At 57.6% G+C, this 23,049-nt stretch carries 28 protein-coding genes; 22 read left to right on the top strand and 6 right to left on the bottom strand.

The window, feature by feature from the left end:
• Window positions 1-107: 107 nt before the first annotated feature.
• The gene (locus GSQ94_RS11925; RefSeq protein ID WP_158944292.1) at window positions 108-566 is read right to left on the bottom strand and encodes an SET domain-containing protein; all 459 of its coding nucleotides are present in this window, start codon (window positions 564-566) and stop codon (window positions 108-110) included.
• Window positions 567-680: 114 nt separating this feature from the next.
• On the opposite strand from GSQ94_RS11925, the gene GSQ94_RS11930 reads away from it, so the two are divergent.
• From GSQ94_RS11930 to GSQ94_RS11940, 3 genes are all read left to right on the top strand, one after another.
• On the top strand, window positions 681-1,388 hold the full coding sequence (locus GSQ94_RS11930) for a lipopolysaccharide assembly protein LapB (RefSeq protein WP_158944106.1): 708 nt from the start codon (window positions 681-683) through the stop codon (window positions 1,386-1,388).
• Between the two features lie 85 nt (window positions 1,389-1,473).
• Window positions 1,474-2,016 (top strand): DUF1569 domain-containing protein, encoded by a 543-nt coding sequence (locus GSQ94_RS11935; RefSeq protein WP_158944107.1) that lies wholly within the window; start codon window positions 1,474-1,476, stop codon window positions 2,014-2,016.
• A 37-nt stretch (window positions 2,017-2,053) separates the two neighbouring features.
• Window positions 2,054-2,572, top strand: a complete 519-nt coding sequence (locus GSQ94_RS11940) for a hypothetical protein (protein ID WP_158944108.1) — start codon at window positions 2,054-2,056, stop codon at window positions 2,570-2,572.
• Window positions 2,573-2,625: 53 nt separating this feature from the next.
• Here the strand turns inward: GSQ94_RS11940 and GSQ94_RS11945 are convergent, their stop codons facing one another.
• Window positions 2,626-3,066, bottom strand: a complete 441-nt coding sequence (locus GSQ94_RS11945; protein WP_158944109.1) for a hypothetical protein — start codon at window positions 3,064-3,066, stop codon at window positions 2,626-2,628.
• 190 nt (window positions 3,067-3,256) lie between these two features.
• On the opposite strand from GSQ94_RS11945, the gene GSQ94_RS11950 reads away from it, so the two are divergent.
• The 4 genes from GSQ94_RS11950 to lysA all read left to right on the top strand — a co-directional run bounded on the left by GSQ94_RS11950 (window position 3,257) and on the right by lysA (window position 7,357).
• Window positions 3,257-4,480, top strand: coding sequence for a lipopolysaccharide assembly protein LapB (locus GSQ94_RS11950; protein ID WP_254063821.1), 1,224 nt, complete (start codon window positions 3,257-3,259; stop codon window positions 4,478-4,480).
• Between the two features lie 164 nt (window positions 4,481-4,644).
• On the top strand, window positions 4,645-5,658 hold the full coding sequence (locus tag GSQ94_RS11955; RefSeq protein ID WP_254063822.1) for an alpha/beta hydrolase: 1,014 nt from the start codon (window positions 4,645-4,647) through the stop codon (window positions 5,656-5,658).
• Between the two features lie 70 nt (window positions 5,659-5,728).
• Window positions 5,729-6,040, top strand: coding sequence for a PspC domain-containing protein (locus tag GSQ94_RS11960; protein WP_158944111.1), 312 nt, complete (start codon window positions 5,729-5,731; stop codon window positions 6,038-6,040).
• 3 nt (window positions 6,041-6,043) lie between these two features.
• On the top strand, window positions 6,044-7,357 hold the full coding sequence (lysA, locus tag GSQ94_RS11965) for a diaminopimelate decarboxylase (RefSeq protein WP_254063823.1): 1,314 nt from the start codon (window positions 6,044-6,046) through the stop codon (window positions 7,355-7,357).
• 29 nt (window positions 7,358-7,386) lie between these two features.
• Here lysA and GSQ94_RS11970 read toward each other — a convergent pair whose 3' ends face one another.
• A complete protein-coding gene (locus tag GSQ94_RS11970; RefSeq protein ID WP_158944112.1) occupies window positions 7,387-8,382 on the bottom strand; it encodes a hypothetical protein in 996 nt (331 codons plus the stop codon).
• 202 nt (window positions 8,383-8,584) lie between these two features.
• Between GSQ94_RS11970 and GSQ94_RS11975 the strand changes: the two genes are divergently transcribed.
• From GSQ94_RS11975 to GSQ94_RS11990, 4 genes are all read left to right on the top strand, one after another.
• Window positions 8,585-9,334, top strand: a complete 750-nt coding sequence (locus GSQ94_RS11975) for a YebC/PmpR family DNA-binding transcriptional regulator (RefSeq protein ID WP_158944113.1) — start codon at window positions 8,585-8,587, stop codon at window positions 9,332-9,334.
• A gap of 78 nt (window positions 9,335-9,412) precedes the next feature.
• On the top strand, window positions 9,413-10,159 hold the full coding sequence (locus GSQ94_RS11980) for an acyloxyacyl hydrolase (RefSeq protein ID WP_158944114.1): 747 nt from the start codon (window positions 9,413-9,415) through the stop codon (window positions 10,157-10,159).
• A 99-nt stretch (window positions 10,160-10,258) separates the two neighbouring features.
• Window positions 10,259-11,179 carry a glutamate formimidoyltransferase gene (gene ftcD / locus GSQ94_RS11985; protein ID WP_158944115.1) on the top strand — a complete coding sequence of 307 codons (921 nt, stop codon included), beginning with the start codon at window positions 10,259-10,261 and terminating at the stop codon, window positions 11,177-11,179.
• Window positions 11,180-11,325: 146 nt separating this feature from the next.
• Complete coding sequence (locus tag GSQ94_RS11990; RefSeq protein ID WP_158944116.1) at window positions 11,326-12,285, top strand: hypothetical protein; 960 nt, start codon at window positions 11,326-11,328, stop codon at window positions 12,283-12,285.
• A gap of 140 nt (window positions 12,286-12,425) precedes the next feature.
• Here the strand turns inward: GSQ94_RS11990 and GSQ94_RS11995 are convergent, their stop codons facing one another.
• From GSQ94_RS11995 to GSQ94_RS12005, 3 genes are all read right to left on the bottom strand, one after another.
• A complete protein-coding gene (locus tag GSQ94_RS11995) occupies window positions 12,426-12,938 on the bottom strand; it encodes a GyrI-like domain-containing protein (RefSeq protein WP_158944117.1) in 513 nt (170 codons plus the stop codon).
• Between the two features lie 121 nt (window positions 12,939-13,059).
• The gene (locus tag GSQ94_RS12000; RefSeq protein WP_158944118.1) at window positions 13,060-13,446 is read right to left on the bottom strand and encodes a chemotaxis protein CheX; all 387 of its coding nucleotides are present in this window, start codon (window positions 13,444-13,446) and stop codon (window positions 13,060-13,062) included.
• Between the two features lie 160 nt (window positions 13,447-13,606).
• Window positions 13,607-13,993 (bottom strand): PleD family two-component system response regulator, encoded by a 387-nt coding sequence (locus GSQ94_RS12005; RefSeq protein ID WP_254063824.1) that lies wholly within the window; start codon window positions 13,991-13,993, stop codon window positions 13,607-13,609.
• Between the two features lie 130 nt (window positions 13,994-14,123).
• Here GSQ94_RS12005 and GSQ94_RS12010 point away from each other — a divergent pair, with 130 nt between their 5' ends.
• From GSQ94_RS12010 to rpsO, 11 genes are all read left to right on the top strand, one after another.
• Window positions 14,124-14,879 (top strand): flagellar hook-basal body protein, encoded by a 756-nt coding sequence (locus GSQ94_RS12010; RefSeq protein WP_158944120.1) that lies wholly within the window; start codon window positions 14,124-14,126, stop codon window positions 14,877-14,879.
• A gap of 44 nt (window positions 14,880-14,923) precedes the next feature.
• Window positions 14,924-15,712: a flagellar basal-body rod protein FlgG gene (flgG, locus tag GSQ94_RS12015; protein ID WP_158944121.1), complete on the top strand. Its 789-nt coding sequence runs from the start codon at window positions 14,924-14,926 to the stop codon at window positions 15,710-15,712.
• A 6-nt stretch (window positions 15,713-15,718) separates the two neighbouring features.
• A complete protein-coding gene (locus GSQ94_RS12020) occupies window positions 15,719-16,258 on the top strand; it encodes a flagella basal body P-ring formation protein FlgA (RefSeq protein WP_158944122.1) in 540 nt (179 codons plus the stop codon).
• Window positions 16,255-17,040, top strand: a complete 786-nt coding sequence (locus GSQ94_RS12025; protein ID WP_254063825.1) for a flagellar basal body L-ring protein FlgH — start codon at window positions 16,255-16,257, stop codon at window positions 17,038-17,040. The genes GSQ94_RS12020 and GSQ94_RS12025 overlap by 4 nt, the downstream gene beginning before the upstream one ends.
• Before the next feature lie 11 nt (window positions 17,041-17,051).
• Window positions 17,052-18,230 carry a flagellar basal body P-ring protein FlgI gene (locus tag GSQ94_RS12030; protein WP_254063826.1) on the top strand — a complete coding sequence of 393 codons (1,179 nt, stop codon included), beginning with the start codon at window positions 17,052-17,054 and terminating at the stop codon, window positions 18,228-18,230.
• Window positions 18,227-18,550, top strand: coding sequence for a hypothetical protein (locus GSQ94_RS12035; protein ID WP_158944124.1), 324 nt, complete (start codon window positions 18,227-18,229; stop codon window positions 18,548-18,550). Before GSQ94_RS12030 ends, GSQ94_RS12035 begins: the two co-directional genes overlap by 4 nt.
• A gap of 39 nt (window positions 18,551-18,589) precedes the next feature.
• A complete protein-coding gene (locus GSQ94_RS12040) occupies window positions 18,590-18,907 on the top strand; it encodes a flagellar biosynthesis anti-sigma factor FlgM (RefSeq protein ID WP_158944125.1) in 318 nt (105 codons plus the stop codon).
• Window positions 18,908-19,017: 110 nt separating this feature from the next.
• A complete protein-coding gene (gene flgK, locus GSQ94_RS12045) occupies window positions 19,018-20,433 on the top strand; it encodes a flagellar hook-associated protein FlgK (RefSeq protein WP_158944126.1) in 1,416 nt (471 codons plus the stop codon).
• A 49-nt stretch (window positions 20,434-20,482) separates the two neighbouring features.
• Window positions 20,483-21,385 (top strand): flagellin, encoded by a 903-nt coding sequence (locus GSQ94_RS12050; RefSeq protein WP_158944127.1) that lies wholly within the window; start codon window positions 20,483-20,485, stop codon window positions 21,383-21,385.
• Window positions 21,386-21,766: 381 nt separating this feature from the next.
• A complete protein-coding gene (locus GSQ94_RS12055) occupies window positions 21,767-22,468 on the top strand; it encodes a dienelactone hydrolase family protein (RefSeq protein ID WP_254063827.1) in 702 nt (233 codons plus the stop codon).
• A 136-nt stretch (window positions 22,469-22,604) separates the two neighbouring features.
• A complete protein-coding gene (rpsO, locus tag GSQ94_RS12060) occupies window positions 22,605-22,871 on the top strand; it encodes a 30S ribosomal protein S15 (RefSeq protein WP_158944128.1) in 267 nt (88 codons plus the stop codon).
• Window positions 22,872-23,049: the final 178 nt, after the last annotated feature.

A 23,049-nucleotide genomic window follows, 5' to 3' on the forward strand; every position in this document is an offset into this window, starting at 1 on the left:
CTCGTTGCCGGTGCAGAGGTGGCCTGGAGTGCAGGCCAGATCACGGTTTTTGTGCGGCATGGGGCAGCCAAGCCTGGTTTTTCACAGGCCAGGTTGCAGCGGGAGGGTTATTGTTTTGAGCGGGTGAGCGCGCGGGCTTTTCTTGCACGCCGTTTTACTTCAGCTTCGCTGAACATGGTTCCACGACACTTGGTTGCGCCGCAGTAGCAGTTCTGCTCGGCGTCGTCGCTGTCGTAGAGGTTGTACTCGTAGGTCAGCTCCTCGCCGGGGGTGATGTTGCGAATGGCGACGACGAAGACGCGGCCGTCGATGTTTTCCGACTCGCAGTTGGGGTCGCAGGAGTGGTTGATAAACATGGCTGTGCCGAAGCCGTCGATGACGAGGCCGTTTTCTCCACAGCTGAAGAGATAGGTGATATCGCGGTCCTGGTAGCGCTCGTCGGCCTCGTCCTTGGTGAAGCGCGGGCCGTCGTACTCGCAGACCCGCTTGCCTTTTTTTATCGCCCGCGTGGTGTAGCAGCCAGCGGCATGAATCGAGGAGGAACGAATAATCAGCCCATCAACCATAGTCAAAGAAGTTCCATCCAATAAAATAGAGGCAGGGAAAGAGCCCGGGTCTGCTGACTATAACAAACCGGGTTGTGGCAGCGTCAAAGAATCGGACGAGAGTTCTAAACTTCCATGAAGATCGGTCTTACATTTCGTGTTTTGCTGGCTGGGGTAGTGTTCTCGGCTGCCTGCCATGCGCAGACGGCGCCGGCACAAGGGCCGCCGCCATGCCCCGCTTCGGGTCAGTCTGGTTCGCAGCCAGCGACGCCATGCGCTCCGCCTGCGCAGACGAAGAAGCCTTCGGTTGCCGAGCAGTTTCCATTTCCGGGGGCTGCTGCGAAGCCTGCGGCACCAGCGCCGGACTCTCCCAGTCCTTCTGCGACGACGCCGTCATCGGCAGCGACGGAGCATCCGTTTCCAACCGGAACAGCGCCGAAGCTTCCCGGCGACGACTCCAGTAGCAGCAGCTCCAGTTCGGGCGGGGTTGATCCTGATGTGCCAGATACGGATATGCCGAAGCCGGGTACGGAGGGAAGCTCGGTCCATCGAAAGCTTCCGAAGGTGAAGCGGGTGCAGACGGATGATGAACGGGTCGATGAGGATCTGAAGGTCGCGAAGTTCTATATGCGTGACGATAATCTGCAGGGCGCGTATCTTCGTGCGCAAGATGCGGTGAAGACGCAGCCTGAGTACTCCGCCGCACACTATGCGCTGGGGGAGATTGCGCAGAAGATGAAGAAGAAAGATGAGGCGGTTGCGGAGTATCAGACTTATCTGAAGCTTGACCCTGAGGGGGAGAGAGCTAAAGATGCTCGCAGGGCCCTGGATCAGCTGCAGTAGACCTTTTGCGGGTCAATACTGGAGGCAGCATGGCTACAAAAGGCTAGCCGCTGGCAAGGGAAGCGGTGTAACGTGATCCTGCCTTATGGATTCGACCCTCTATCGTCTTCAGCGCGAGATTGCTTACTCCCTGCAGGGACTCGACGCGGCCCAGACGCAGCTTCAGCCGCCTTCGCGTCCGCAGAAGTGGAGCATTCAGCGGATTATGGAGCACCTGCTGCTGAGTTACTCGGGCACAGAGATGGCTTTGAGCGCACGGCTGACCAAAGGAACGGCGACCCGAGCGAAGCCCAATCTGCCGCAGCGCGTGGGCCAGTACACGGTGATTCGTCTGGGCTATTTTCCACGCGGACGTAAGGCGCCACCGCTGGTGACGCCTGCGGAAACAGCTCATCGCCTGTGCGGGGAGGAGCTGACCGACGCGGCGGCGGACCATCTGGCTCAACTCGATATGCTGTGCGCGGAGGCTGAGGAGCTGTTTGGGCCGACTACCAGATTTGCGAGCCATATGGTGCTTGGGCCACTTAGCGTGGCGCAGTGGCGTAAGTTTCAGCTGGTTCATGGGGAGCATCATCTGAGGCAGATTCTGGCTATTCGTAAAGGGCACAATTTGTCGCCGGCGAATTGAATCGACAGGACTGGAAGTAAGGTGTCCCGTTGGGCGCATGAGTTCCACAAAAAATAAGGAAGAGAACGGCTGTATAGATCAGAGCGGTCAGGAGTTCGGAGAGCTCAACCCGCATGCGCCTGCGGCGCTGTCCCGCTTTGCTTTTCTGATTGGCCGATGGCGGTGCGAGGCGAAGATAAAGTCGGACCATGGCGATTGGCAGAGGTATGAGGCTGCGTGGCTGGGACGCTTTGTGCTCGATGGTTATGCCATTGAGGACGAGTACAGGATGACAGGATCAGACGGAGAGTTGATCGTGCTTGGGATGAACCTGCGCACATATGACGCGGCCAAACAGAGCTGGAACATACGGTGGCTGAACGCACTGGACGGAGGCTGGACGAATCTTGTCTCGGATCCTGTCTCGGAGGAGCTGGGTGGTGTGAGGTTCGATGGGGAGTCTGTCAGCTACGCTTTCAAGGAGCCAGTGGCTGAGCACGCCTATACGCGCGCTACTTACACGAACCACTCGATGAGCCACTTTACGTGGCGTGGCGAGAAGTCTGAGGATGGGTAGAGCTGGAGCGAGTTTATGGTGGTTGAGGCCTATCGCAGCAAGTAGCGGCCGACTTACTTTGTTGGCTCGATGATGTCTGCCTCGGAGGGGTCTTCGTCCAACTCCTCCTGAACTCGGAGGAAGCGCCGCATATAACGAAGTGGCTCTTCGGAGGCGGCCATCTCCTTGAGGTGATAGAGCCAGGCGTCCTCGCGTGCGCTGCGGCGAGTGTAGCTTTTGCGCTGGACGGTGCCGATGGATCCGTCTTTCATTCGGCGGGTAAAGGACTGCATGGGCACCTGAAAGGTCATCAGCTCTCCAGGCTTCCAGAAGGTCGATGCAAAGTCATGCGAGAAGAGGAGTGCGTAGTATCGGCGCTCTGTTGCGAGCATCTCTACGGCGTGATGAGCGTTCTGCCACGGTAGTCCGAGCTTTCCTACATACCATTTGCGAAACTCGAAGCCGTTGGTACGCGCCTGCCCGACCAGCAACTGAAGCAACTCAACCCGTGTCATAAAGTCCGTTTCGCTTTGAGAGGAGAAGCGTCCTCCCGGCTAGTTCCGATGCCCACAGGGTACAGTCTGCAGTGGCTTGCGTCCAATCCGTGTACGCTACCAGAGACGTAATCTGCATCAGAGTCTGCAAGGACGGTGGCAGTTGGATGAACTTCGCAGCCCAGGCCGGAGAAGAATCATAAAACGCAGCGTGACCATTCTCAGCTTGTCTTTTTTCCTGTTACTCGTGCCTGTCCTACCGGAGGGGGGCACGGCGTATTCGCAGTCGTATAACCCTGCTGCGCATACCGATGCGGTCAACCTGACACCAGAGGTTCGGGAGGCCTTCGAGCATTTTTATATCCTGGATTACGATGGCGCGTTGCCGCGCTTTGAAGCAGTGCAACGTGAGCACCCGCAGAGCGCGATCGCTATAGGTAACGTGCTTCTTACCCTGGTGTTCCGTGAGCTGTACCGGCAGGACCTGCTGGATACGACGTATTATGCGCATGACTCGTTCCTGACTTCGAAGCGAAATGTGCCGGTTCCACAACCTATTCGCGAGCGTATCGAATCTTTGACGAACTCTGCGGTTGCTCTGGCCGATCAGCAGATCAAGGCGAACCCGAACGATGCCAATGCTTACTTTGCGCGCGGGTATGCGCGTGGGATGCACGCTGCCTTTATCACGCTGGTGGACCATAGCTACGTCGCAGCAGCTCGCCAGGGGCTGGCCTCGCGGAGCGACAGCGAGCAGACGTTGAAGATCGATCCGCAGTATGCGGATGCCAAGATGGCGATGGGGATTCAGCAGTTTGCGGTGGCTAGTCTGCCGCGCCTGATTCGCATGATGGTGGGGATAGCGGGGGTGAGCGGCAGCAAGGAGAAGGGTCTCGATCTGCTGCGCGAATCGGCTGCGCATGGCATCGTGACCCCGGTGGAATCGCGTACAGCGCTCTCACTGTTTCTGCGCCATGATGCCCGTTATCCGGAGGCAATCGTGGTGCAGAAGGGGTTGGCGAATGAGTATCCTCGCGACTACCTGTTTCGCCTGGAGGTTGCGAACCTAGTCAAGGACTCGGGCGACGGACCTGGAGCGATTGCGGAGTACCGCTCGATCCTGGCCGATGCGAAGAAGCCGGGGTACTTCGCCGAGCCCCGGCTGCATATGACCTACTTCGGCCTTGCGGATACGGAGCGCGGACAGAACCAGATTGCGGAGGCGGCGCAGAACTATCTGCAGGCCGCGGCCCAGCCGACTTGCAGCGACTGGATCCGCCGGCGCGCGCAGCTGAACGCAGGGGAGATGTTCGACCTGTTGCATAACCGGGACGAGGCGATGAAGCAGTATCGACTGGCTTCGGCGGGAGGGGGCGACCAGTCGCAGACGGACGCTGCGCGACGCTACCTCAGGACGCCTTACGCTGGCAAATAATTTGAAGCGCTGACCGAGTCGGTTGGAGGGAGAGCGGCTGTTTTCCTCCGTGGCGATTCCGTTAGCTCGAAGATCCTGCTAGGCTTATCGCACTTATGCGAGGCTTCCAAACTCTCCCTCTTCTTGTTCTCGGGCTTGCCAGTATCTCCACTCATCAACAGATTTTGGCTCAACAGGTTCCTGAAGCGAACTCGAGTGTTGTGGACGCGAACGGCACGGCTCATGTGACGCGGGTGGTTCCGGTTCCGAGCACACTCAGCCCGGAGGCGCAAGCTACACTTCGCCGTGGTGCGGGGGCTGAGAACCAGACGCTGGCCGAGCGGCGCTCCTCGACGGATGCGTGGCAGACTCGGGCCGGGGAGGCCTCGCGCGCAGTTTACCCGGTGACGATCGACTCGATGACGATTGCGGGCGTTCCTGTGCGGAACGTGCTGCCGATTCTCCCCCTCGATGCGACTCCTGCTCACCCTGACTGGGTTCTGATCAACGTGCATGGCGGAGGCTTCAACTCGGATTCGGGCTCGTTCACGGAGTCGATTCCGATTGCCAACTTGACTCGCACTCGAGTCGTGTCGGTGCTGTACCGGCTTGCGCCCGAGCATCCTTTTCCGGCTGCGGTGGACGACACGATTGCCGTGTACCGGGAGCTTCTTAAGAGTTACAAGCCGTCGCATATCGGTCTATATGGAACCTCGGCGGGCGCTATTCTTACGGCGGAGGTGGCGGTTCGGCTACGGCAGCTGGGGGTGCCGCTGCCCGGTGCTCTAGGGATATTTTCGGGGCTGGGCGACTTCAGCCAGGAGGGGGATTCGCGGGCAATCTTTTCTCTACGCGGATTGACCGGGTCTCTGCCACTGCCCGATGGCAAGTCGCACGACACGAGCTACCTCGGTTCGACCGATGCGAAGGATCCGGTGCTCTCGCCGATGTATGCGGACCTTCGCGGCATGCCGCCTACGTTGTTTATCACCAGCGAACGGGACATGCTGCTGAGCGATACGACCATTCTGCATAGGGCGTTTCTGCGGCATGGGGTGGATGCCCGCCTGGTGGTCTTCGACGGCCTGCCTCATGCTTTCTGGAACGATGTCAGTCTTCCGGAGTCGAAGGAGGCGTATGGCATGATGGCGGAGTTCTTTAGCCAGGAGCTTGGAGGGAAGGCGGCTGGGGCAAAGTGAACCGCCAAGCTGTCGTTTGCGTATTCAATCCTGAGGGCATATGGCAAAATAGAAGCTCTCGGAGATAGTCATGTTCTGCACACAGTGTGGCAATAAAGTCGATTCCTCCTCCCGTTTCTGTACCGCTTGTGGCGCCCCCGCGCCGGCTGCACCTCCTGTGGGTTACTACCCGTCCACGACGCAGTTGACCCGTCCACGGCACGACCGCATGATCGCCGGAGTCTGCGCCGGGTTTGCACTTCACTATGGATGGGACCTGAGCCTGGTTCGCGTACTGACAGCCCTGATGATCGTCCTGACCGGTGTGGGTGCGATTGCCTACATTGCGGCGTGGGTGATCATTCCCGAGGCACCGTACGCTCTTACTGCGAAGAGCACCTAAATTTTGGCCAAAGTTTTGATAAATAAGATCGTCGCGCCCCGAACTGCGTTGCAGGCTAGTCCACGACCATTCGTCTACCGCGACCGCTTGCTGCACTGCGACGGTGTGGATCTGGATACGCTTGCCACGGAGTACGGCACCCCGCTTTACGTCTACTCAGCTGAGCAGATCTCACACCGGCTGCAGCTCTTCGAAGAGGCCTTTGCAAACCGGCCACACACTCTCTGCTACGCGGTGAAGGCGAACTCCTCGTTGGCTATTCTTCGTCTGCTGGCGAAGCAGGGGGCAGGCTTCGATATCGTCTCCGGTGGCGAACTGGAGCGGGTTCGGAGGGCGTATAAGCTTGCTCTTGGCCGGGTGGTTTTCTCGGGTGTGGGGAAGCAGGTGTGGGAGATCGATGCAGCGCTGACTGCGGGGATTCTGCTGTTCAATGTTGAGTCGGAGGCGGAGCTTCACCTGCTTGCAGAGCGTGCCGAGAGCCTTGGCAAGGTTGCGCGGTTTGCGCTTCGGGTGAACCCGGACGTATTCGCCGAGACTCATCCGTATATCTCTACCGGTCTGAGCGAGCACAAGTTTGGGATCGACATTAAAGCGGCGCGTTCGATCTACCGGAAGGCCAGTAAGTTGAAGTGGCTTGATGCGGCAGGGGTGTCGGTTCACATTGGCTCGCAGATAAGGAAGGTTGAGCCGTTCGCTGCTGCCGTTGCCCGCGTGACCAGCTTGATCGCGGAGTTGCGGAGAGACGGGCATGATATTCGCTACATCGACGCCGGCGGGGGCCTTGGCATTGACTATGGCGCGACGGCATTCGATCCGGCGAAGCAGGTGGTGAAGTATGCTGCTGCGCTTACGAAGGGGCTTGGCAGCGAGACGGCGCATCTTCTGCTGGAGCCTGGGCGTTTCATCGTTGCGCAGGCTGGTGCTTTGCTTACGCGCGTTCTCTACGTGAAGAAGAATGACACCAAGACCTTTGTCATTACCGATGCGGGGATGAATGACCTTATCCGGCCTGCGCTGTATCACGCGCACCACGAGATTATTCCGGTGAAGCAGGCGTCGGGGAAGGCGACGCTCACTGCTGACGTGGTTGGTCCCGTGTGTGAGTCGGGGGACTTCTTTGCGCGGGATCGCGTGCTTGCCTCGGTGAAGCCGGGCGACCTGGTGGTTCTGCTGGATGCGGGGGCGTATGGGATGTCTCAGTCGTCCAACTACAACTCGCGGACTCGCCCGGCTGAGGTGCTTGTTGATGGAGATGAGGTTCGGCTGATTCGTCGACGGGAGACGATGCGCGATCTGCTTGGCCCCGAGGTCCTTTAGAGTTTCAGGACGACGGGGCGTTGTGTTTGTTAGTTGACGGCGAGTGCTCTCGATGGAGCGATCGAGTCTCGAATTGCGGCAAGGGGGGCCTTCGGATCGAGGGTTACTCCGTTGTTAGGGGCAGCGGCTACCCCTAACTCTTTGAAGAGGGCCGGCAGGTCTACCGGGACTGGCTTCTCGCTCCACTTCGCGTACATCTCGGTGAGGACGGTCGTGCCTGTGGCGCGGTCTCCGATCTGAAGGACGCGGGAGAGGGGCCAGTCTTTGTCGATACCACCGCCGCTTTCTACTACTGCACGTAGAGCATCCTGGAGTCCTTTGCGATCGTTGGTCTGGCGGCGGATCGAGACGTCTGCCATCAGGCAGAACATTGCGCCACCCCAGTAGGTGCGGCCCCAGGTCTGGGTTTCGTTCAAGCCGCGATCGCCGTGCTCCGGTTCTCCGTTGTGCATCTCGTGCAGAAACTCGGCCCAGACCCTGGATTCGGTCAGGCGGCCTGTCGCCGCGCGTGCGATAGGTTCGACGTAGGTTGCGAGCCCTTCTTCCATCCAGTGCTGATCGTCTGGAAGATCGGGCAGAGCAGAGTGCACAAACTCGTGGGTCATGACCCAGTCGTCCTTGAGGGCGTCTTTGGTTACGTGCTGGCCGAGCCGAATTCTGGTTACTGCGGGAAATCCGCCGACACCACCCCAGGTGGTTCCATGGATGGAGTCGGAGTCGCCCGGGACGGGATCGATTACCACGCGCGCTCGCGAGACGGGGAACCTGCCGTAGAAGGTGGCGACCGAGTGGGCCGATGCGTGGATCCACGCGATCAGGTCAGCCTGAGAGAGGTCCAGATCACCAGCGGCGAAGTCCACCTGGATGGTGGCGCCGCCCTCGGAGAAGCTCTGCGTTGCGACGATTCGCTCTCCCCGCCAGCCGTGGTGAGAGATCTGGTCTTGAGCGGTTGCGGTTGGTGAGGGCCGGAGGAGCGTCAGGCTCGCGCAGATCAATAAGGTGGTTCGTCCCCACAAACATTTCATTCCAACCTCAAGCCGAGTACCTGTTCATCGGCTGCCCTGATGGTGAGACTCGTTTTGTGCAGAAAGAGTTACGCGGTTCTTGCTGAGGTGTGGCCGGCGGCGTTGACAGGCTTCAACATGCTAAAATCGCAAGGTCGCGGGGCCTTGCAACGTATGGGAAGTACACGTTGCGGGCACACGCAAAATCAACACGAGGTAGTCCATGTCCGGCCACTCAAAATGGGCGACAATTAAGCATAAAAAAGGCGCCACAGACGCCAAACGCGGCAAGATCTTCACCCGGCTGATCAAGGAAATTACTATCGCGGCCAAGACCGGGGGCGGCGATCCGGATGGCAACCCCCGCCTGCGTGGCGCGATTGCCGCGGCCAAGGCGGAGAATATGCCGGCGGATAACATCAAGCGCGCGATTCAACGCGGAACCGGGGAGCTCGAAGGCGTGAGCTACGAAGAGATCACGTACGAGGGCTATGGCCCGGGCGGAGTGGCTCTTATCGTCGACGTTCTGACCGATAACAAGAACCGTGCTGTCAGTGAGATTCGTCATGCCTTCTCGAAGAACGGCGGGAACCTGGGTGAATCGAATTCAGTCTCCTGGATGTTCACCAAGAAGGGCGTCATTACCGTTCCCAAATCGGCGGCCGGCGAAGATAAGCTGACCGAGATCGTGCTCGATGCGGGTGCGGAGGATCTCTCCGACGAGGGTGAGAACTGGGAGGTTCTCACTGATCCTAAGGACTTCGAGGCCGTGACGGAGGCTCTGAAGGCGGCAAAGATTGCTCCAGAGCATGCGGAGATCACCAAGATTGCCTCAACCTACACGAAACTTGAAGGCACACAGGCCAATGCTATGATTCGCCTCCTCGAGACGATCGAAGATCTGGACGATACACAAAATGTCTACTCCAACTTCGACTTCGACGAAGCCGCCATGGCCAATGCAGGCCATTGATTCCAAACGGTAGCTAAGCCCTAACGGCCGCCGTTTTCCGGCGGCCTTCTTCTGCTCTGTCTACGGGAGACCATAGTGATGAAGCAACTTGTACGCCTCGGCGCGACCACCCTCTGGGCTCTCGCACTTCTGTTCGTCTTTACCCAGGTCTTGTTTGGCCAAGCCACTGTCAGCAACGATGCGACGCCGTTTCGCGACCCGAGCGGTCATCAGCCGTTTGAGTTCGGTGCCCTCGTACAGGGCGGCTTCGGTCTGACCGAGAACCGGAACGACTTCAAGTTCATCATGGCCGGGGTTCATGCCGGCAAGGTTCTTACGCCCATCCTCGGCCACGGGCCGCTTCGCGGCAACTTTGAATACGCCGTCGAAGCCTTCCCCTTCTGGCAGTCGTACACGCCGAAGTTCCAGCGACCCTTTTGCACCAATGCGCCTGGCACCCCCGAGGTCTGCACTCCGCTGTATACGGTTGGGGGCACCTATACTGGCGCGTCGGTGACGCCGATTATTCTTCGCTGGAATGTCGTGGGCACAAAGAAGTTTTCCTTCTGGGGCCAGGCTGCTGGTGGTCTTCTGTGGACGAACCATAAGTACCCGGCGTTCGGCGGACCGCCCTACAACTCGCAGAATGATGGAAGATTTGCTGATGCCAGCGTATGGAACTTTACGCCGCAGGGCGGGGTGGGGCTGCACTACTTTATTCATCCGCGCCGCTCGATCGACTTCAGCGCGAACGGTGTTCATATCTCAAGCGCGTCGCTTGGCGACCGTAATCCCGGCGTCAACGCGAGCGTTCAGTTCACCCTCGGTTATAGCTGGTGGAAGTAAAGCGACGTTCAGAAGGTAGCGATTCGACTGAGACCGCTTTATTCCGCCAATATGTTTTCTTCGCGTACTTGCCTTAGCTGAGCCTGTCTCTTACACCTTATGAATTCACATGCCATTATCGAGTGCGTTCCCAACTTCTCTGAGGGGACGGACGCAGCCAAGGTCGAGCAGATCGTCGCCGCCACGCAGGTGGAGGGCGTGCGGCTGCTTGACTGGTCTCTCGATACGGCGCACAACCGATCGGTGGTGACGCTCGCCGGTTCTCCCGAAGGCATTGTGGAGGCCGCTGTGTGCGCGGCTGGGAAGGCTGCCGAGCTCATTGACCTTACGGCGCAGAATGGCGTTCACCCGCGTATCGGGGCTGCCGACGTGATTCCTTTTATCCCGGTGAGCGGAGCGTCGCTAGCGGATTGCGCCGTGCTTGCCCGGCAGGCAGGTCTTTTGATCTGGCGCCGCTACGGTGTGCCGGTCTACTTCTACGGCGCTGCCGCGGCTCGTCCCGATCGCGTTCTGCTTGAGGATGTCCGGCGCGGGCAGTTCGAAGGGCTTCGCGATGCTGCGTTGCGTGATGCTACACGCCGCCCTGACATCGGCGGGCCGGAGCTTCATGAGACGGCGGGAGCGAGCGCAGTAGGGGCGCGCAGCTTCCTTATTGCTTACAACATTCACCTACAGCAGCCGGATATTGCCGCTGCCCGTGCTATCGCCCGTGATATCAGGGCTGCGAACGGGGGGCTCCATGGAGTCAAGGCTATTGGCGTGCTTGCCAATGGGCGCGCGCAGGTGAGCATGAACGTTACCGACTTTCGAATCACGCCGATGCGCCACGTCCATGCCACAGTCCAACACCTTGCGCAGCGTCATGGCGTTTTAATTGAAGATGCTGAGCTTATCGGCCTGATTCCAGAAGCTGCCTATGAGCCGGATTCCGATTGGGTACGTCAAATAACAGGATTCGACCCGAACGGCAAGGTGCTTGAACGCAGGCTTCACTCGCCGATCGCATGGCCTGAGCACTAGAGGCTCCAAATCGCATGGCCCTAACACGAAAGTGGCAAGGTTGCTAACAGAAACCTGACCCATCCAGTCTTGCAACTAGCGCGTATTCACGGAACAATGGTGGTATTGCAGCTACACTGCTAGTAGCTCAAGGAGCAAAAGGATTTATGAACATAATCAAACGAAATCTCTTCACCGCAACAGTCGTCATGGCTACGATGATGGCCCCCACCTTCGCCTCCGCTGCGCAGCTCTCCAGCGACGCGAAGTCTGCCCTGCCGAAGGAGATTCAGCAGCTCATCGTGGTCGACTACCGCGCCATGCAGAACTCTCCTGCAGCTATGGATCTCAAGGACCGGGTCCTTCCGCCTGAACTCAAGCGGCTCGAGACGGCATTGAAGAGCTCTGGCCTCAAGGTCGATCAGGATGCCGATGTTCTCGCCTTTGCTGCCTTCCGCGATCAGAAGGGTGATGGGACTCGCATCGTCGGCATCGCTCAGGGGCAGTTCCACACCCGTGAGGTGATGGCCAACTTTGCCAAGAATAAGGTCAAGCCCACCATGATCCGCAATAACAGCGTGTACCCGATGGGCGCGAATGGGATGAGTGTGGTCTTTCTGAACCAGACCACGATGGTCTTTGGTGACAAGGATGCCGTGAAGGAGGCGATGGACGCCCGCGACGGTATGACACCTGACTTCCTTGCCAACAGCGACATGGTCAACGAGATGGGAGTTGTCGACACCAAAGCAGTGTGGAGTCTGCTTGATGCCAAGGGGACGCAGACCATGATGAAGGGTGTGCTCGGCGATGCGGCGCAGCTTACTGACTATGACACCGTGAAGAATCGCATGAAGAGCAGCCGCTACACGATGGACTTCCAAAACGGCGTTAAGTTCGACATGGGTGTGGTGATGTCGGATACGTTGACCGCTGCTACTGCAGCGACCTTGATGAAGGGTGTGTCGCTTCTGCGCAAGAACTCGGGCTCTCCGATGGAGAAGTCCGCACTCGATCAGACCACCATCGACTCGAACGCCGGGACGTTGACGGTTTCCTACTCTTCTTCGGACAGCCAGTTTGCCAGCCTGTTGACTTCGCCGCTGTTCCAGTCAGTGGTCAAGTAAGCAATTGCGATTCTCGATAGGAAGCCCGGTCTCCGTAGTAAGGGGGCCGGGCTTTCTTGTTTCTTTTCTTGTTCTATAGATCAATGAGCGGGCGATTTACGATGTTTCTCCTCGTTTTTTAGAGGTTGTGTTACCCGGCATTATCGGATGGGCACCCAGACTTCGATATCGCCAGCGCCAATCTTTGGGTCGAAGTTTTCGCCGTAGCGCTCGAAGAAGCCGGGCGCGCCCGGAGCCCCGAGTGCGAACGAGAATCCCGACTTGGGTAACCACTCTTGCTCGATGGCGCGGCACGTTTCATTCAGCTTCGAGACGTGGCCTCGATGGGTGAAGACCGCGTATCTCTCCACCGGCATGGCGACCACGCTGAACTCCTTCGGGAGTTGGGAGGCGCTGTTTACCTCGACTGCTGAGAGATAGTCGAATCCCTCTGGCAGAGGGAAGCAGATGCCGTAGGTTACGCTGCTGATCTTTTCCGGAAGCTTGTCGAGATAGGGCACAAAACGTTGCCACAGCTTCGGGATCTCCTGCATGGTTGCTCTTGTGTAGTGGTCGCGCAGGCCTGCGAGCAGCATGGACGTTCCGTCTACAAATCGCGGGAGCTCCAACTGCGAAGGACTTGGGTTATCGCTTTGCAGCGAGTTCTCTGTCATAAGCAACTCTCCTTGAAAGGTGTGAATAAGGATTGGGCTGAGTACAGAGTAACTTGACGTGATGGTGGATTCCATAGAAAGTCAACATCGCCAAGAGAAGACGGGATCCTCGCCAAGGTAGCTAGAATGCGAGGACCACGCCGAACACATTTCCCTGGAACGAGTAGTTGCGGCTGAACTTGGTGATGAACTTTGCCTGATATCCGTCGAGCCCATCGCGGGTGACTGCAGGAGTCGAGATGGAGCAGTCGGAGTCCGGCGCGGCGAGCTTGCTCTTCCAGCCGCCGGCGATCATATTGCAGAGCTCTCCGATGGCGTCGTCGACCATTGGGTCGTGCGGTTCGGACGGCGTTCCGAGCAGGGCTTCGGCGGTGACGGACGCAGTTGCCTGACTGGCGTATAAGAGGCACTCTCCAGCGACGGCACCGGTAAATTGAATACGCGCCACGATTCGGCCTTCGATTGTGTCGACCTCACCCTCCAGCGGGTCGCAGCTTCTCTCTAGCATCGTTTCAAAGACCTCTGCAACGGCCGAGTCAAGCCGAGTCACTGCCTCATCGTGCTGATTCACCACAGTTGTCCTCTTCCTAGTCCTGATTTATGTTGCTTAATTTTGAGCACTGTAAAGCGGCGACGCTCTGTCGCGTACTTAGGTAAAGGAGAATCATCTAGGCTGCGCGCAGGAGCGGGAGCACGCGCGCCTTGACCTGCTCGGCCGTGAATGGCTTGCAGATATAGCCTTGCGCGCCTGCGGCGATGGCTCGCAACACAAAGGTCTCATTGCCTTCGGTCGTAATCATGACGACAGGAACTCCCTGCGCGAGGTTTTCTTGCTTTCTCGCCTCAAGAAACTGGAGTCCATCCATCACCGGCATGTTGATGTCGCTCAGGATCAGGGAGAGAGCGCCTGAGCCCTGATTTTCGCGAAGGGTCTGTAAGGCCTCCTCGCCGTTTGAAGCCTGCAAGACCTCGCTGAGTTCGAGGCCTGCCTGACGCAATGCCCGCTCGATCACTTTTCTCATCACTGCCGAATCGTCAATAATTAAAGCTCGCACCGATCCTCCAAACCACTCTGGCCTGATTGTTGTATCGGCGAAGCCAGAGCAATCTTGAATCGCGGTTCCCTTAGCGCTTTCTAACCATCCTTCCTCCGGCTTCGGCCACCGAAGTGCATAAGTCCGTGGCATGGACAGTGGACTCTATGCAGCATATACAGGACTCCTGGCGAGGACGCAGGCACTCGATACAGCGGCCAATAATCTGGCCAATGCAGGAACCTCCGGTTTTCGCGCCCAGCGTGAGTACTTCAGAGGAGTGCTCGCCGGCGGCATCGATCAGGATCCTGAGACTGCGTCCCAGGTCGGTCAGTCGGTTAATGGCTTCGGAGTTCTGGGCGGGGACAGACTGGATCTTGAACAGGGCGAGTTGAAGGCAACGGGCAATCCGCTTGATCTTGCCCTGGAGGGACAGGGATTCTTCGCCATCCAAACGGCCAACGGCGTCCGGTATACCAGAGACGGCGCGTTCTCCCGCTCCGCCAAAGGCATACTTCAGACCAGCGAGGCGGAGCCTGTGCTCGATGCCAACCTGAAGCCTATTACCATCCCTACCGGGAACGTCTACGTTTCCTCCGATGGCAGCATCTCCGTCTCTACGGCGGATGGCAGCGTAATCGTCGGGAAAGTAGGCGCATTCGACTTTGCGGATAAGTCAGCTCTTACCGCAGAGGGGTCGAACCGTTTTTCTGCAAATGGAGCCAAGCCGGTCGCGGCTACTGCCTCGGTCGAACAGGGCTCTGTGGAAGGTGCCAATGAAGATGCGGTTCACGGCACGATGCAGCTGGTGCTGGTGCAACGACAGGCAGAGATGATGCAGAAGGCTTTGAGTGTTTTCAATAACGACTTCGATAAGACCGCATCAGAGGATCTTCCTCGAGTCTGAAGAGATCCCGAAAGTTTCTGGAGCTTTACAAAAAGGAGTTTGAGATGATTCGTGCTTTATATACGGCGGCAAGTGGGATGAGTGCCCAGCAGACAAATCTGGATACGATCGCAAATAACCTGGCGAACTCGGGGACGGCTGGCTTTCGGCAGCGTCAGGTGCAGTTTGAAGACATGATCTATCAGAACCTGGTCACACCTGGATCTGCCGAGACGCAACAGACGTTGTCGGCAGGGCTGCAAGTTGGCCTTGGCACCAAGACGGCTTCGAGCGAGGTGATTATGACCCAGGGCGATCCGAACAACACAGGCAATACCTATGACCTTGAGATTCAGGGCTCGGGCTTTTTTCAGGTGTCGCTGCCCGATGGGACGATTGCCTATACGCGGGCGGGCAACTTTCATTTGAACAGTCAGGGCACCATCGTGACCACGGAAGGAGACACTGTTCTGCCTGCGATCACGATTCCTTCGAATGCTGGTCCGGTGACGATCTCTCAGTACGGGGTGGTGACGGCGACGCTTCCCGGGCAGACCAACGCAGCGCAGCTAGGGACGATCCAGCTGGCAACCTTCCCGAATCCGGGGGGACTGAACTCGATTGGAAGTAACTTGTTACAGCAGACGGCGGCATCAGGCAATCCGATCACGGATAGTCCAGGCGGCACCAGCGGAATGGGAACACTGCAGCAGGGCTATCTGGAGAATTCGAACGTCGATGTGGTCGCCGAGTTTGTGCAGATGATTCTGGCCCAGCGTGCGTATGAGAGTAACTCCAAGGTGATCCACGTCGCTGACGACATGTACTCGCAGATCAATGGCCTGGTGAGATAGGACGCTATGTCCACTATTTTTTCGAAGCTAAAGACGATCGCTTCCGTTTTCGTCGTGCTGAACGGAGTGGGCCTTGCGCATACAGCCTTTGCGGGGTGCTATAAGACTCCCTTGGAGGCGGTCGCGGCGGGTACCAAGACTTCGAGCGGGTCCTCGATCCCAGAAGACGGTGGCTATCGCGTGGCTAGAGTTCAGACGGACCTGGTGCTGGGAAGGTCGTGGGCGATGATTGTGGCCTGTGATCATCCGGGGTGGCCTGCGATCGCTGTTCCCCAAGGGGAGGTAAAGCTCACGGAGCGGCTAGAGGAGCAGAAGAGCGCGAGAAGTAGTGCTGTAAATGTTTTGGTGCGGGCAGGCGATGTCGTTCGGCTCTGGAGGCAGGAGAGTCGTTTGCGGATCGAAGTTGCCGGAGTGTCGGAGCAGAATGGCGGCCTGGGCAGCTTGGTAAGAGTTCGACTGTTGCGCACGGAGAGAGACGACCAAGGCGCTATGGGAGAACTCTCGGGCATCGTTCGAGGGCCATCAGACGTGGAGATAAGACCATGAAGAAATTTGTACCGATAGCTTCTGCTTCTGGATTGCAGTCGGCATCGGGGCAGAGGCAACGCCGCTTCGCGCCGAGAAGTGCTGAATGGCTCCTGTTGATCGTCGCGATTCCCTCGTTGCATGCCCAGACCGCAGCCATCAAAAAAATGATGGAGCCGAAGCCAAATGTTGCGGCCGTGTCGTTGTCGTCCTACCTGGAGAGGGTGCGCGCGGAGAACTCGAATGTGCAGCCTGCGCCTGGTTCTATCTGGACCGATAGCGGAAGACTTACTCGTATCAGTACGGATGTCAGAGCCATGCGACCGCATGATCTGATCTCGGTGGTGGTCTCCGAGAGCCTTGCGGCTTCGACCGACGGCACGGTGAAGAACTCTCGAGCCTCGAACGCCAGCTCCGCGATCTCCGGTCTTATTGGGACTTTACATGCGGGGAATGCCTTGCAGAATCTGATCAACCAAACGTCTTCGTCAGGTTTGAATGCGCAGGGTACAAGTGCGACTAATTCAAGCCTTAGCACTACGTTTGGCGGGCAGGTGATTGAAGTTTTGCCGAATGGGATGCTGGTGATCGAGGCGGCGCGACAGGTTGAGTTCAGCCAGCAGACGCAGACGATTATGCTGCGCGGGCTGGTTCGGCCGGAAGACATCTCACAGCAGAACCAGGTTCTATCTACCGCCATCTCCAGCCTAGAGCTTGAGGTGCGCGGGAAGGGAATTATCAACGACTATACCCACCGTCAGAACGCGCTGGTTCGGATTCTACAAAAGGTGCTGATCTTCTAATGAGGAGCTTTATGAGTGTTGCTCGCAATCCGGCAGGACTAGAACGCAGGGGAGTACAGATAGAACTTTCGATCTGCCTGGTGTGTCTGTCTCTTCTTTCTTCCGCGCCGTTAGCGTGTGCGCTCTCGTCCGAGCCGGGTACAACCGCGCCTGCAAGGGAGGCGAGGATCAAAGATATCGCCTCCATCGAAGGGATTCGCGACAATCAGTTGGTGGGATACGGCATCGTCGTTGGCCTGCAGGGGACAGGAGATAGTCAGCAGACGACCTTTCCGGCGCAGACGCTGGCCTCGACGCTGCTTCGCATGGGGGTGAGCGTGCCGGCGTCGGCAATTCGGGTACAGAATCTGGCTGCAGTCTTTGTTTCGGCGACGCTGCCACCCTTCTCTCGTCCCGGCACGAAGCTGGATATTACGGTCTCCTCCGCGGGCGATGCGAGAAGCCTCGAAGGGGGCCTGCTGTTGATGACTCCACTCTATGGATCGGACGGCAAGATCTACGCGCAGGCCCAAGGGCCGCTGGTGGTTGGCGGCTATTCGATCAACGTGAACGGGAATGTGAAGCAATACAACCATCCGAATACTGCCAGGGTTCCCTTTGGGGCTATGGTCGAGCGTGGGATTCCGCTGGATCTGGGGGGAAGGAGGCAGTTCTCGCTGCTGCTGAACGACGCTGATTTCAGGAGCGCGGAGGCGATGGCTTCTGCGATTAATCGTTCGTTAGGGCGGCCTGCTGCCCATGTTCTGGACAGTCGAAGCGTGGACCTCGAGGTCGCGGCGGGCGAGGAGATTCCGGCGCTGCTGGCGGAGGTGGAGTCGATCGAGGTGCCTGTGTTTCCTCGAGCGAAGGTGGTGGTGAATGAACGCACGGGAACCGTTGTTATTGGAGGCACCGTGGTTCTGCAGCCGGTTTCGATTCTGCATGGCGGGCTGGCGGTGAACGTGGTGAGCGAGTTCCAGGTGTCGCAGCCGGGTGCATTTTCCTCCGGCGGGAGTACCCAGGTTGTGCAGCAGACGAGGGTCGAGGCTCAAGACAAACCGGTGAACCGGATTGAGCTGAAGCAGGGAGCCACGGTGGATGATCTGGTGCGAAGCCTGCAGACGATCGGGGCCTCGGCACGGGATGTCATCTCGATCTTGCAGGCGATGAAGTCTGCGGGGGCGCTCGAAGCGGAGATAGAGGTTCTATGACGATTGATCCGGAGATTACAGTATCACCGCCTACCGCGGCTCAGGCTCAGAAGCAGGCGAAGCTGGTCGATGCAGCCCAGCAATTTGAAGCGACGATGTTGCAGGAGCTGCTCAAGCCGATGCAACAGGGGCATAGCAGCTGGGGCGAGGAAGATAGCGGCGACTCGGGTTCGGACACCATGAGCAGCTTCGGGACTGAGGCTATTGCAAAGGCCATCTCGAAGGGAGGCGGCTTTGGGATCGCTCGAAGGGTCGTCGAACAGGTGACGCAGGAGCATCAACAACACTCACTCAAAAAGGAGTCGGGTACTAAAGTTTGAGGAGTGGGCGCCGATAGAGTCAAGTAGACGGAGGCTCCCATGAGCTATGCAAGTGGAATCGGCGGTCAAGAGACAGCAAACGGGATCGCTTTATCTGAGACGCATGCGGTTGTACCGGCGAACATATCCGGGGCTGTGGCTAACAAAGACGACAAAGATAACGGCAGCAGCACAGCGGTAGGGCACTCTGACGAGACAGCTTTGAGTTCGGCTGGAGGGTTTGTCTTTCAGTCTTTGGAGACTTCAGATACGCGAACCGCGAAGGTTTCGTCTCTGCAAGAGGCGATTGCCGCAGGAAGTTATTCCGTGTCGTCTTCTGACGTAGCGGACAGGATTTTTGAAACTTTACTGAAGTGACGATAGCGATGGATTCGAAGGTGGCTGACCTGTCAGCGTTGCCTTGACTTGAGTCTGTCTTTACTTCTTCTACCTGAACGAGAGAGATACGAGAGAGATACGAGAGACCGATGGGCACACTCACTTCACTATTGAATATTGCAAGCGAGGCGCTGCTGGCAGATCAAGCGGCCTTGAACGCGACCGCCAATAACGTTGCGAACCAGTCTACCCCAGGCTATACCCGCGAGGTCACCAGCTTCGAGTCGGGCGATTCGGTCACCATCAGCGGAGGAGGGGTCCAGAGCTCCGGCGTCACGGCCACCGTCTCTTCGCTGCGGGACCGGGTGCTTGAGCAGCGCGTGCAGCAACAGACCCAGAGTACGGCGCAGAGTTCTGCACTGCAATCTGCCCTGCAGCAGGTGGAGAGTATCTTTTCTCTTGGGACCGATGCGACGGGTTCGTCTGCGGTAACTTCATCGCAACTTGGTACGGCGATCAATAGCTTCTTCAGCTCCCTCTCGGCCCTGGAGTCTAATCCTTCGGATACCTCGACACGGCAGAACGTACTGACGACAGCAAGTGCGCTGGCTGGCGCGTTCAACAGTGCGTCGAGTCAACTTTCGCAGATATCCTCCAGCCTCAATCAACAGGTCAGCGGCGACGTCACCCAGGTGAACTCGCTTACCTCTTCGATAGCCGCACTCAACGCAAAGATCGCCAGCGCCAGTCCGAATGGCGATGCGGGTACGCTCGAAGATCAGCGTCAGGAAGACATCGATCAACTGTCGCAACTGGTTGGCTTGGATCAGATTTCGACGTCGCAGAATGGTATTTCGTTGACGACCAGTAGCGGCGCGGTTCTAGTCAGTGGCGATCAATCCTTCAAGGTGAGCACAACCCAGGTAGGTGGAAACACAGATGTGTTGGCAGGGGATCCTCCACAGGATGTGACTGCGAATCTTACCGGGGGAGATCTGGGCGGAGCGCTACAGGCAAGAGATCAATACTTGCCAAGCTATTCGACTGCGCTGGACAACCTGGCGTTTTCTCTTGGGAGTGCATTGAATGCGCAGAATGAATTGGGCGTAGACAGCAGTGGGAATCCGGGTGCGGCAATCTTCAGCCTTCCAACGAGTGCTACCGGCGCTGCTGCATCAATCGCGGTCTCCGCAACCTCTCCAGGCGCGGTAGCCGCTGCTACTTCTGGCGAGGGCTCGTCGGGTAATGATAATGCCACCGCTCTCGCGAATCTTTCCACGCAGGATGTGGTTGCAGGTCAGACTGCTGTGGGTTTTCTTGCGTCTTTTCTGGGGCAGGTGGGCAGCGATGCTTCTGCAGCGACCACGGATTCTACAAACCAGCAGACTGCACTTACGCAGCTTACGACGCAGCGCGATGCGCTCTCGAGCGTCTCTTCCGATGAAGAGGCTTCGAACCTGACGCAGTATCAACGCTCGTATCAAGCGGCGTCCCAGGTGTTCTCTATCGTGAATACGCTGTTTGCGAGTGCAATCAACCTTGGAGTGGAGACCTCCGTGAGCTAAGACTTCACAGCTCTCTTCGACATACTTACTTCCGAATCAGGAGCACATCTTGCGAGTTGATCCAAACTACCTTAGTAATCTGAGCGGGGCACTCAACCAGTCCAGTGCAGCGCTGGATAACTTGACGTCGGAGCTATCGAGCGGGTTGAGTATTCAGCTACTTCAAGACAATCCTGTTGCCGTTGCGCAGAGTACTTTGCTGGCCGGCCAAATCGATCAAACCGATACCTTCGTTCAATCAGCTTCGAGCGATGCCTCGAGACTACAGGTCACCGACTCGACGTTGGGCGATGTGGTGACCCAGGTGACGCAAGCGCTGTCGCTGGCTGTGGAGGGGAGCAATGGAACCGAGAATGCGACAGATAATGCGAGTGTTGCCCAGTCTCTCAGCGGGATCTTGAGCCAAGTGATCTCGCTGGCGAACACCAGTTATCAGGGGCAGTTTCTTTTTAGCGGAAGCCAGGGATCGGTTCAGCCATTCACGCTTGATACCTCGACGACGCCTGCAACTGCGACCTACGCAGGCGATACGAATGTGCAGTTCGTGGAGGCGCCGGGCGGCCAGAAGCTGCAACTCAATCTACCTGGCTCCTCCGTCTTCGGCTCCGGAAGCTCCGGGGTGATTGGCGCATTGAGTCAACTGATTGCAGATATTTCGAGCGGCGGGCCGACGGCAAGTATTACTACTGACACGGCCGCACTGAACACTGCTCTGGGGCAGTTGTCGGATCAGCGCAGTGTTCTCGATAGCTCTTTGAGCCGACTCAACTCTGCCAGCACCTTTGCACAAACCACGGAGACCCAGCTGGTGGTAGCACAGGGCAGCTTAGTCTCGGCGAATCCCGAGGAGGTGGCGACGCAGCTGTCGTCTGACGAGACGCAACATCAGGCACTGCTCAGTGTCATAAGCAGTCTTGGCAGCCAAGAGGATCTCTTTCAACTGATGAGATAGAGAGACCTTCAAGGCCTAAGTGCCTATACTTAAGGGGGCGAGGAGTTCTTTGGGCGAAGAGATCAGGTTTCTTTGGAATGCGACGCGTGGAAATCGGTTGAGGCCCTGGCGAAGCCCTTATCTGCGATGGAGGCTCGAGACCTATTCGGGACAACGCGCTGAGACGGTGCGAGCGCGTGATTTCTGGAACCTGTTTTGGAGGGACAAGAGACAGTTTTTCCGATTTCTTCGATGGACGAGAGAGATAAAAAGCTATGCCGGTTCCGACGATAAATAAAAACGCTTCTGATTCGCATCTTAGAGTTTTGTCTTTCTTTCCAATCGAACAGCTTTACTTTTATTTGACAACTAACGCGCTCGAATTAAGGGGAGGCGTTCGTTATGATTGAACTCATGAGCGAGTGGATTAAGTTGAAGGCAGAAGATGGTCATGAGCTGAGCGCGTATGTTGCCCGGCCCGCGGGTGAGGCAATTGGAGCACTGATCCTGGTGCAGGAGATATTCGGCATCAATGCCCACATCCGCAGTGTGGCGGATGGATATGCCAAAGATGGATTTCTGGTGATTGCGCCGGCAATCTTTGACCGGTTCGAGCCCGGCGTCCAGCTTACTTATCAGCCTGACGATATGAAGCGAGCTTATTATTTTTACGGTTTGTTGAAGCCTGAGACGACGCTTATGGACGTGGTTGCGGCGTATGGGTGGGCGAAGGCGTCGGGTAAGGGAATCGGTGTAATCGGCTACTGTTATGGCGGTTTGACTAGCTGGCTGGTGGCGACGCGGGGCGAGAACTACAAGATGCAGCCCGCGTGCTGCGTTGGGTATTACGCGGGCGGCATCGGATCGGTGGCGAAAGAGGAGCCAAGCTGCCCTGTGATGCTGCACTTTGGGGCGGAGGACAGCCACATTGGACAGGACCAGATTGAGGCGGTTCGTTCGGCTCATCCGGAGGTAGAGATCTTCGTCTATGACGGTGCAGGACATGCCTTTAACCGGGATGTCGACCCGAACAGCTACCACGAGGCCTCGGCAAAGCTGGCGCGGGAGCGTTCGCTGAAGTTTCTGAAGGCGCATATCGCTTAAAAGGGCCATGCGCGCAGCCCAAAATATGCGCAGATTGCTATCACTGCTGGCGGCACTCGATTGCCCGGTTTCGCCAGCGGTGCTATCCTTATGCAGACACTAAGAGTGAACTAGAAGATCAGGAGTAGAAACAGCTGTGTTGGCATCCGCTAAAAAGACAGACATTATTGAGAAGTTCCGCACGCACGACTCAGATACCGGGAGTCCAGAGGTTCAGATCGCGATTTTGAGCGAGCGTATTGGCGAGTTGACGGAACACTTCAAGGCACACAAGAAGGATCACGGCTCGCGCCGCGGGCTTTTGATGCTTGTGAGCAAGCGTCGCCGCTTGCTTGATTATCTGAAGAAGTGTGACGCGGACCGTTATCGCGAGGTCATCGGCAAACTCGGAATCCGCAAGTAACCGCACGATCCCCGGAGAGACCGTTCAAACTATGGGAGCATACACGGCCTGTTCTCAGTCGGCTGCTAACTTCGTTCAAGGTCAAGCTAGACCTTGTCGCTGGGGTTGCTGACGATGGGAGACCGAGGCGTTGTCTCCATAGTTTTTATCTCAGGCGAACGTTGGCCCCTAAACGACA

The sequence above is a fragment of the Granulicella sp. S190 genome, assembly GCF_009766095.1.
Taxonomy (GTDB): Bacteria; Acidobacteriota; Terriglobia; order Terriglobales; family Acidobacteriaceae; genus Edaphobacter.

Excerpts from the sequence above, each read along its gene's own strand:
- GSQ94_RS11925 (WP_158944292.1), bottom strand. The coding sequence starts at position 566 with ATGGTTGATGGGCTGATTATTCGTTCCTCCTCGATTCATGCCGCTGGC.
- GSQ94_RS11930 (WP_158944106.1), top strand. The coding sequence starts at position 681 with ATGAAGATCGGTCTTACATTTCGTGTTTTGCTGGCTGGGGTAGTGTTC.
- GSQ94_RS11935 (WP_158944107.1), top strand. The coding sequence starts at position 1,474 with ATGGATTCGACCCTCTATCGTCTTCAGCGCGAGATTGCTTACTCCCTG.
- GSQ94_RS11940 (WP_158944108.1), top strand. The coding sequence starts at position 2,054 with ATGAGTTCCACAAAAAATAAGGAAGAGAACGGCTGTATAGATCAGAGC.
- GSQ94_RS11945 (WP_158944109.1), bottom strand. The coding sequence starts at position 3,066 with ATGACACGGGTTGAGTTGCTTCAGTTGCTGGTCGGGCAGGCGCGTACC.
- GSQ94_RS11960 (WP_158944111.1), top strand. The coding sequence starts at position 5,729 with ATGTTCTGCACACAGTGTGGCAATAAAGTCGATTCCTCCTCCCGTTTC.
- GSQ94_RS11970 (WP_158944112.1), bottom strand. The coding sequence starts at position 8,382 with ATGAAATGTTTGTGGGGACGAACCACCTTATTGATCTGCGCGAGCCTG.
- GSQ94_RS11975 (WP_158944113.1), top strand. The coding sequence starts at position 8,585 with ATGTCCGGCCACTCAAAATGGGCGACAATTAAGCATAAAAAAGGCGCC.
- GSQ94_RS11980 (WP_158944114.1), top strand. The coding sequence starts at position 9,413 with ATGAAGCAACTTGTACGCCTCGGCGCGACCACCCTCTGGGCTCTCGCA.
- ftcD (WP_158944115.1), top strand. The coding sequence starts at position 10,259 with ATGAATTCACATGCCATTATCGAGTGCGTTCCCAACTTCTCTGAGGGG.
- GSQ94_RS11990 (WP_158944116.1), top strand. The coding sequence starts at position 11,326 with ATGAACATAATCAAACGAAATCTCTTCACCGCAACAGTCGTCATGGCT.
- GSQ94_RS11995 (WP_158944117.1), bottom strand. The coding sequence starts at position 12,938 with ATGACAGAGAACTCGCTGCAAAGCGATAACCCAAGTCCTTCGCAGTTG.
- GSQ94_RS12000 (WP_158944118.1), bottom strand. The coding sequence starts at position 13,446 with ATGCTAGAGAGAAGCTGCGACCCGCTGGAGGGTGAGGTCGACACAATC.
- GSQ94_RS12010 (WP_158944120.1), top strand. The coding sequence starts at position 14,124 with ATGGACAGTGGACTCTATGCAGCATATACAGGACTCCTGGCGAGGACG.
- flgG (WP_158944121.1), top strand. The coding sequence starts at position 14,924 with ATGATTCGTGCTTTATATACGGCGGCAAGTGGGATGAGTGCCCAGCAG.
- GSQ94_RS12020 (WP_158944122.1), top strand. The coding sequence starts at position 15,719 with ATGTCCACTATTTTTTCGAAGCTAAAGACGATCGCTTCCGTTTTCGTC.
- GSQ94_RS12025 (WP_254063825.1), top strand. The coding sequence starts at position 16,255 with ATGAAGAAATTTGTACCGATAGCTTCTGCTTCTGGATTGCAGTCGGCA.
- GSQ94_RS12030 (WP_254063826.1), top strand. The coding sequence starts at position 17,052 with ATGAGTGTTGCTCGCAATCCGGCAGGACTAGAACGCAGGGGAGTACAG.
- GSQ94_RS12035 (WP_158944124.1), top strand. The coding sequence starts at position 18,227 with ATGACGATTGATCCGGAGATTACAGTATCACCGCCTACCGCGGCTCAG.
- GSQ94_RS12040 (WP_158944125.1), top strand. The coding sequence starts at position 18,590 with ATGAGCTATGCAAGTGGAATCGGCGGTCAAGAGACAGCAAACGGGATC.
- flgK (WP_158944126.1), top strand. The coding sequence starts at position 19,018 with ATGGGCACACTCACTTCACTATTGAATATTGCAAGCGAGGCGCTGCTG.
- GSQ94_RS12055 (WP_254063827.1), top strand. The coding sequence starts at position 21,767 with ATGATTGAACTCATGAGCGAGTGGATTAAGTTGAAGGCAGAAGATGGT.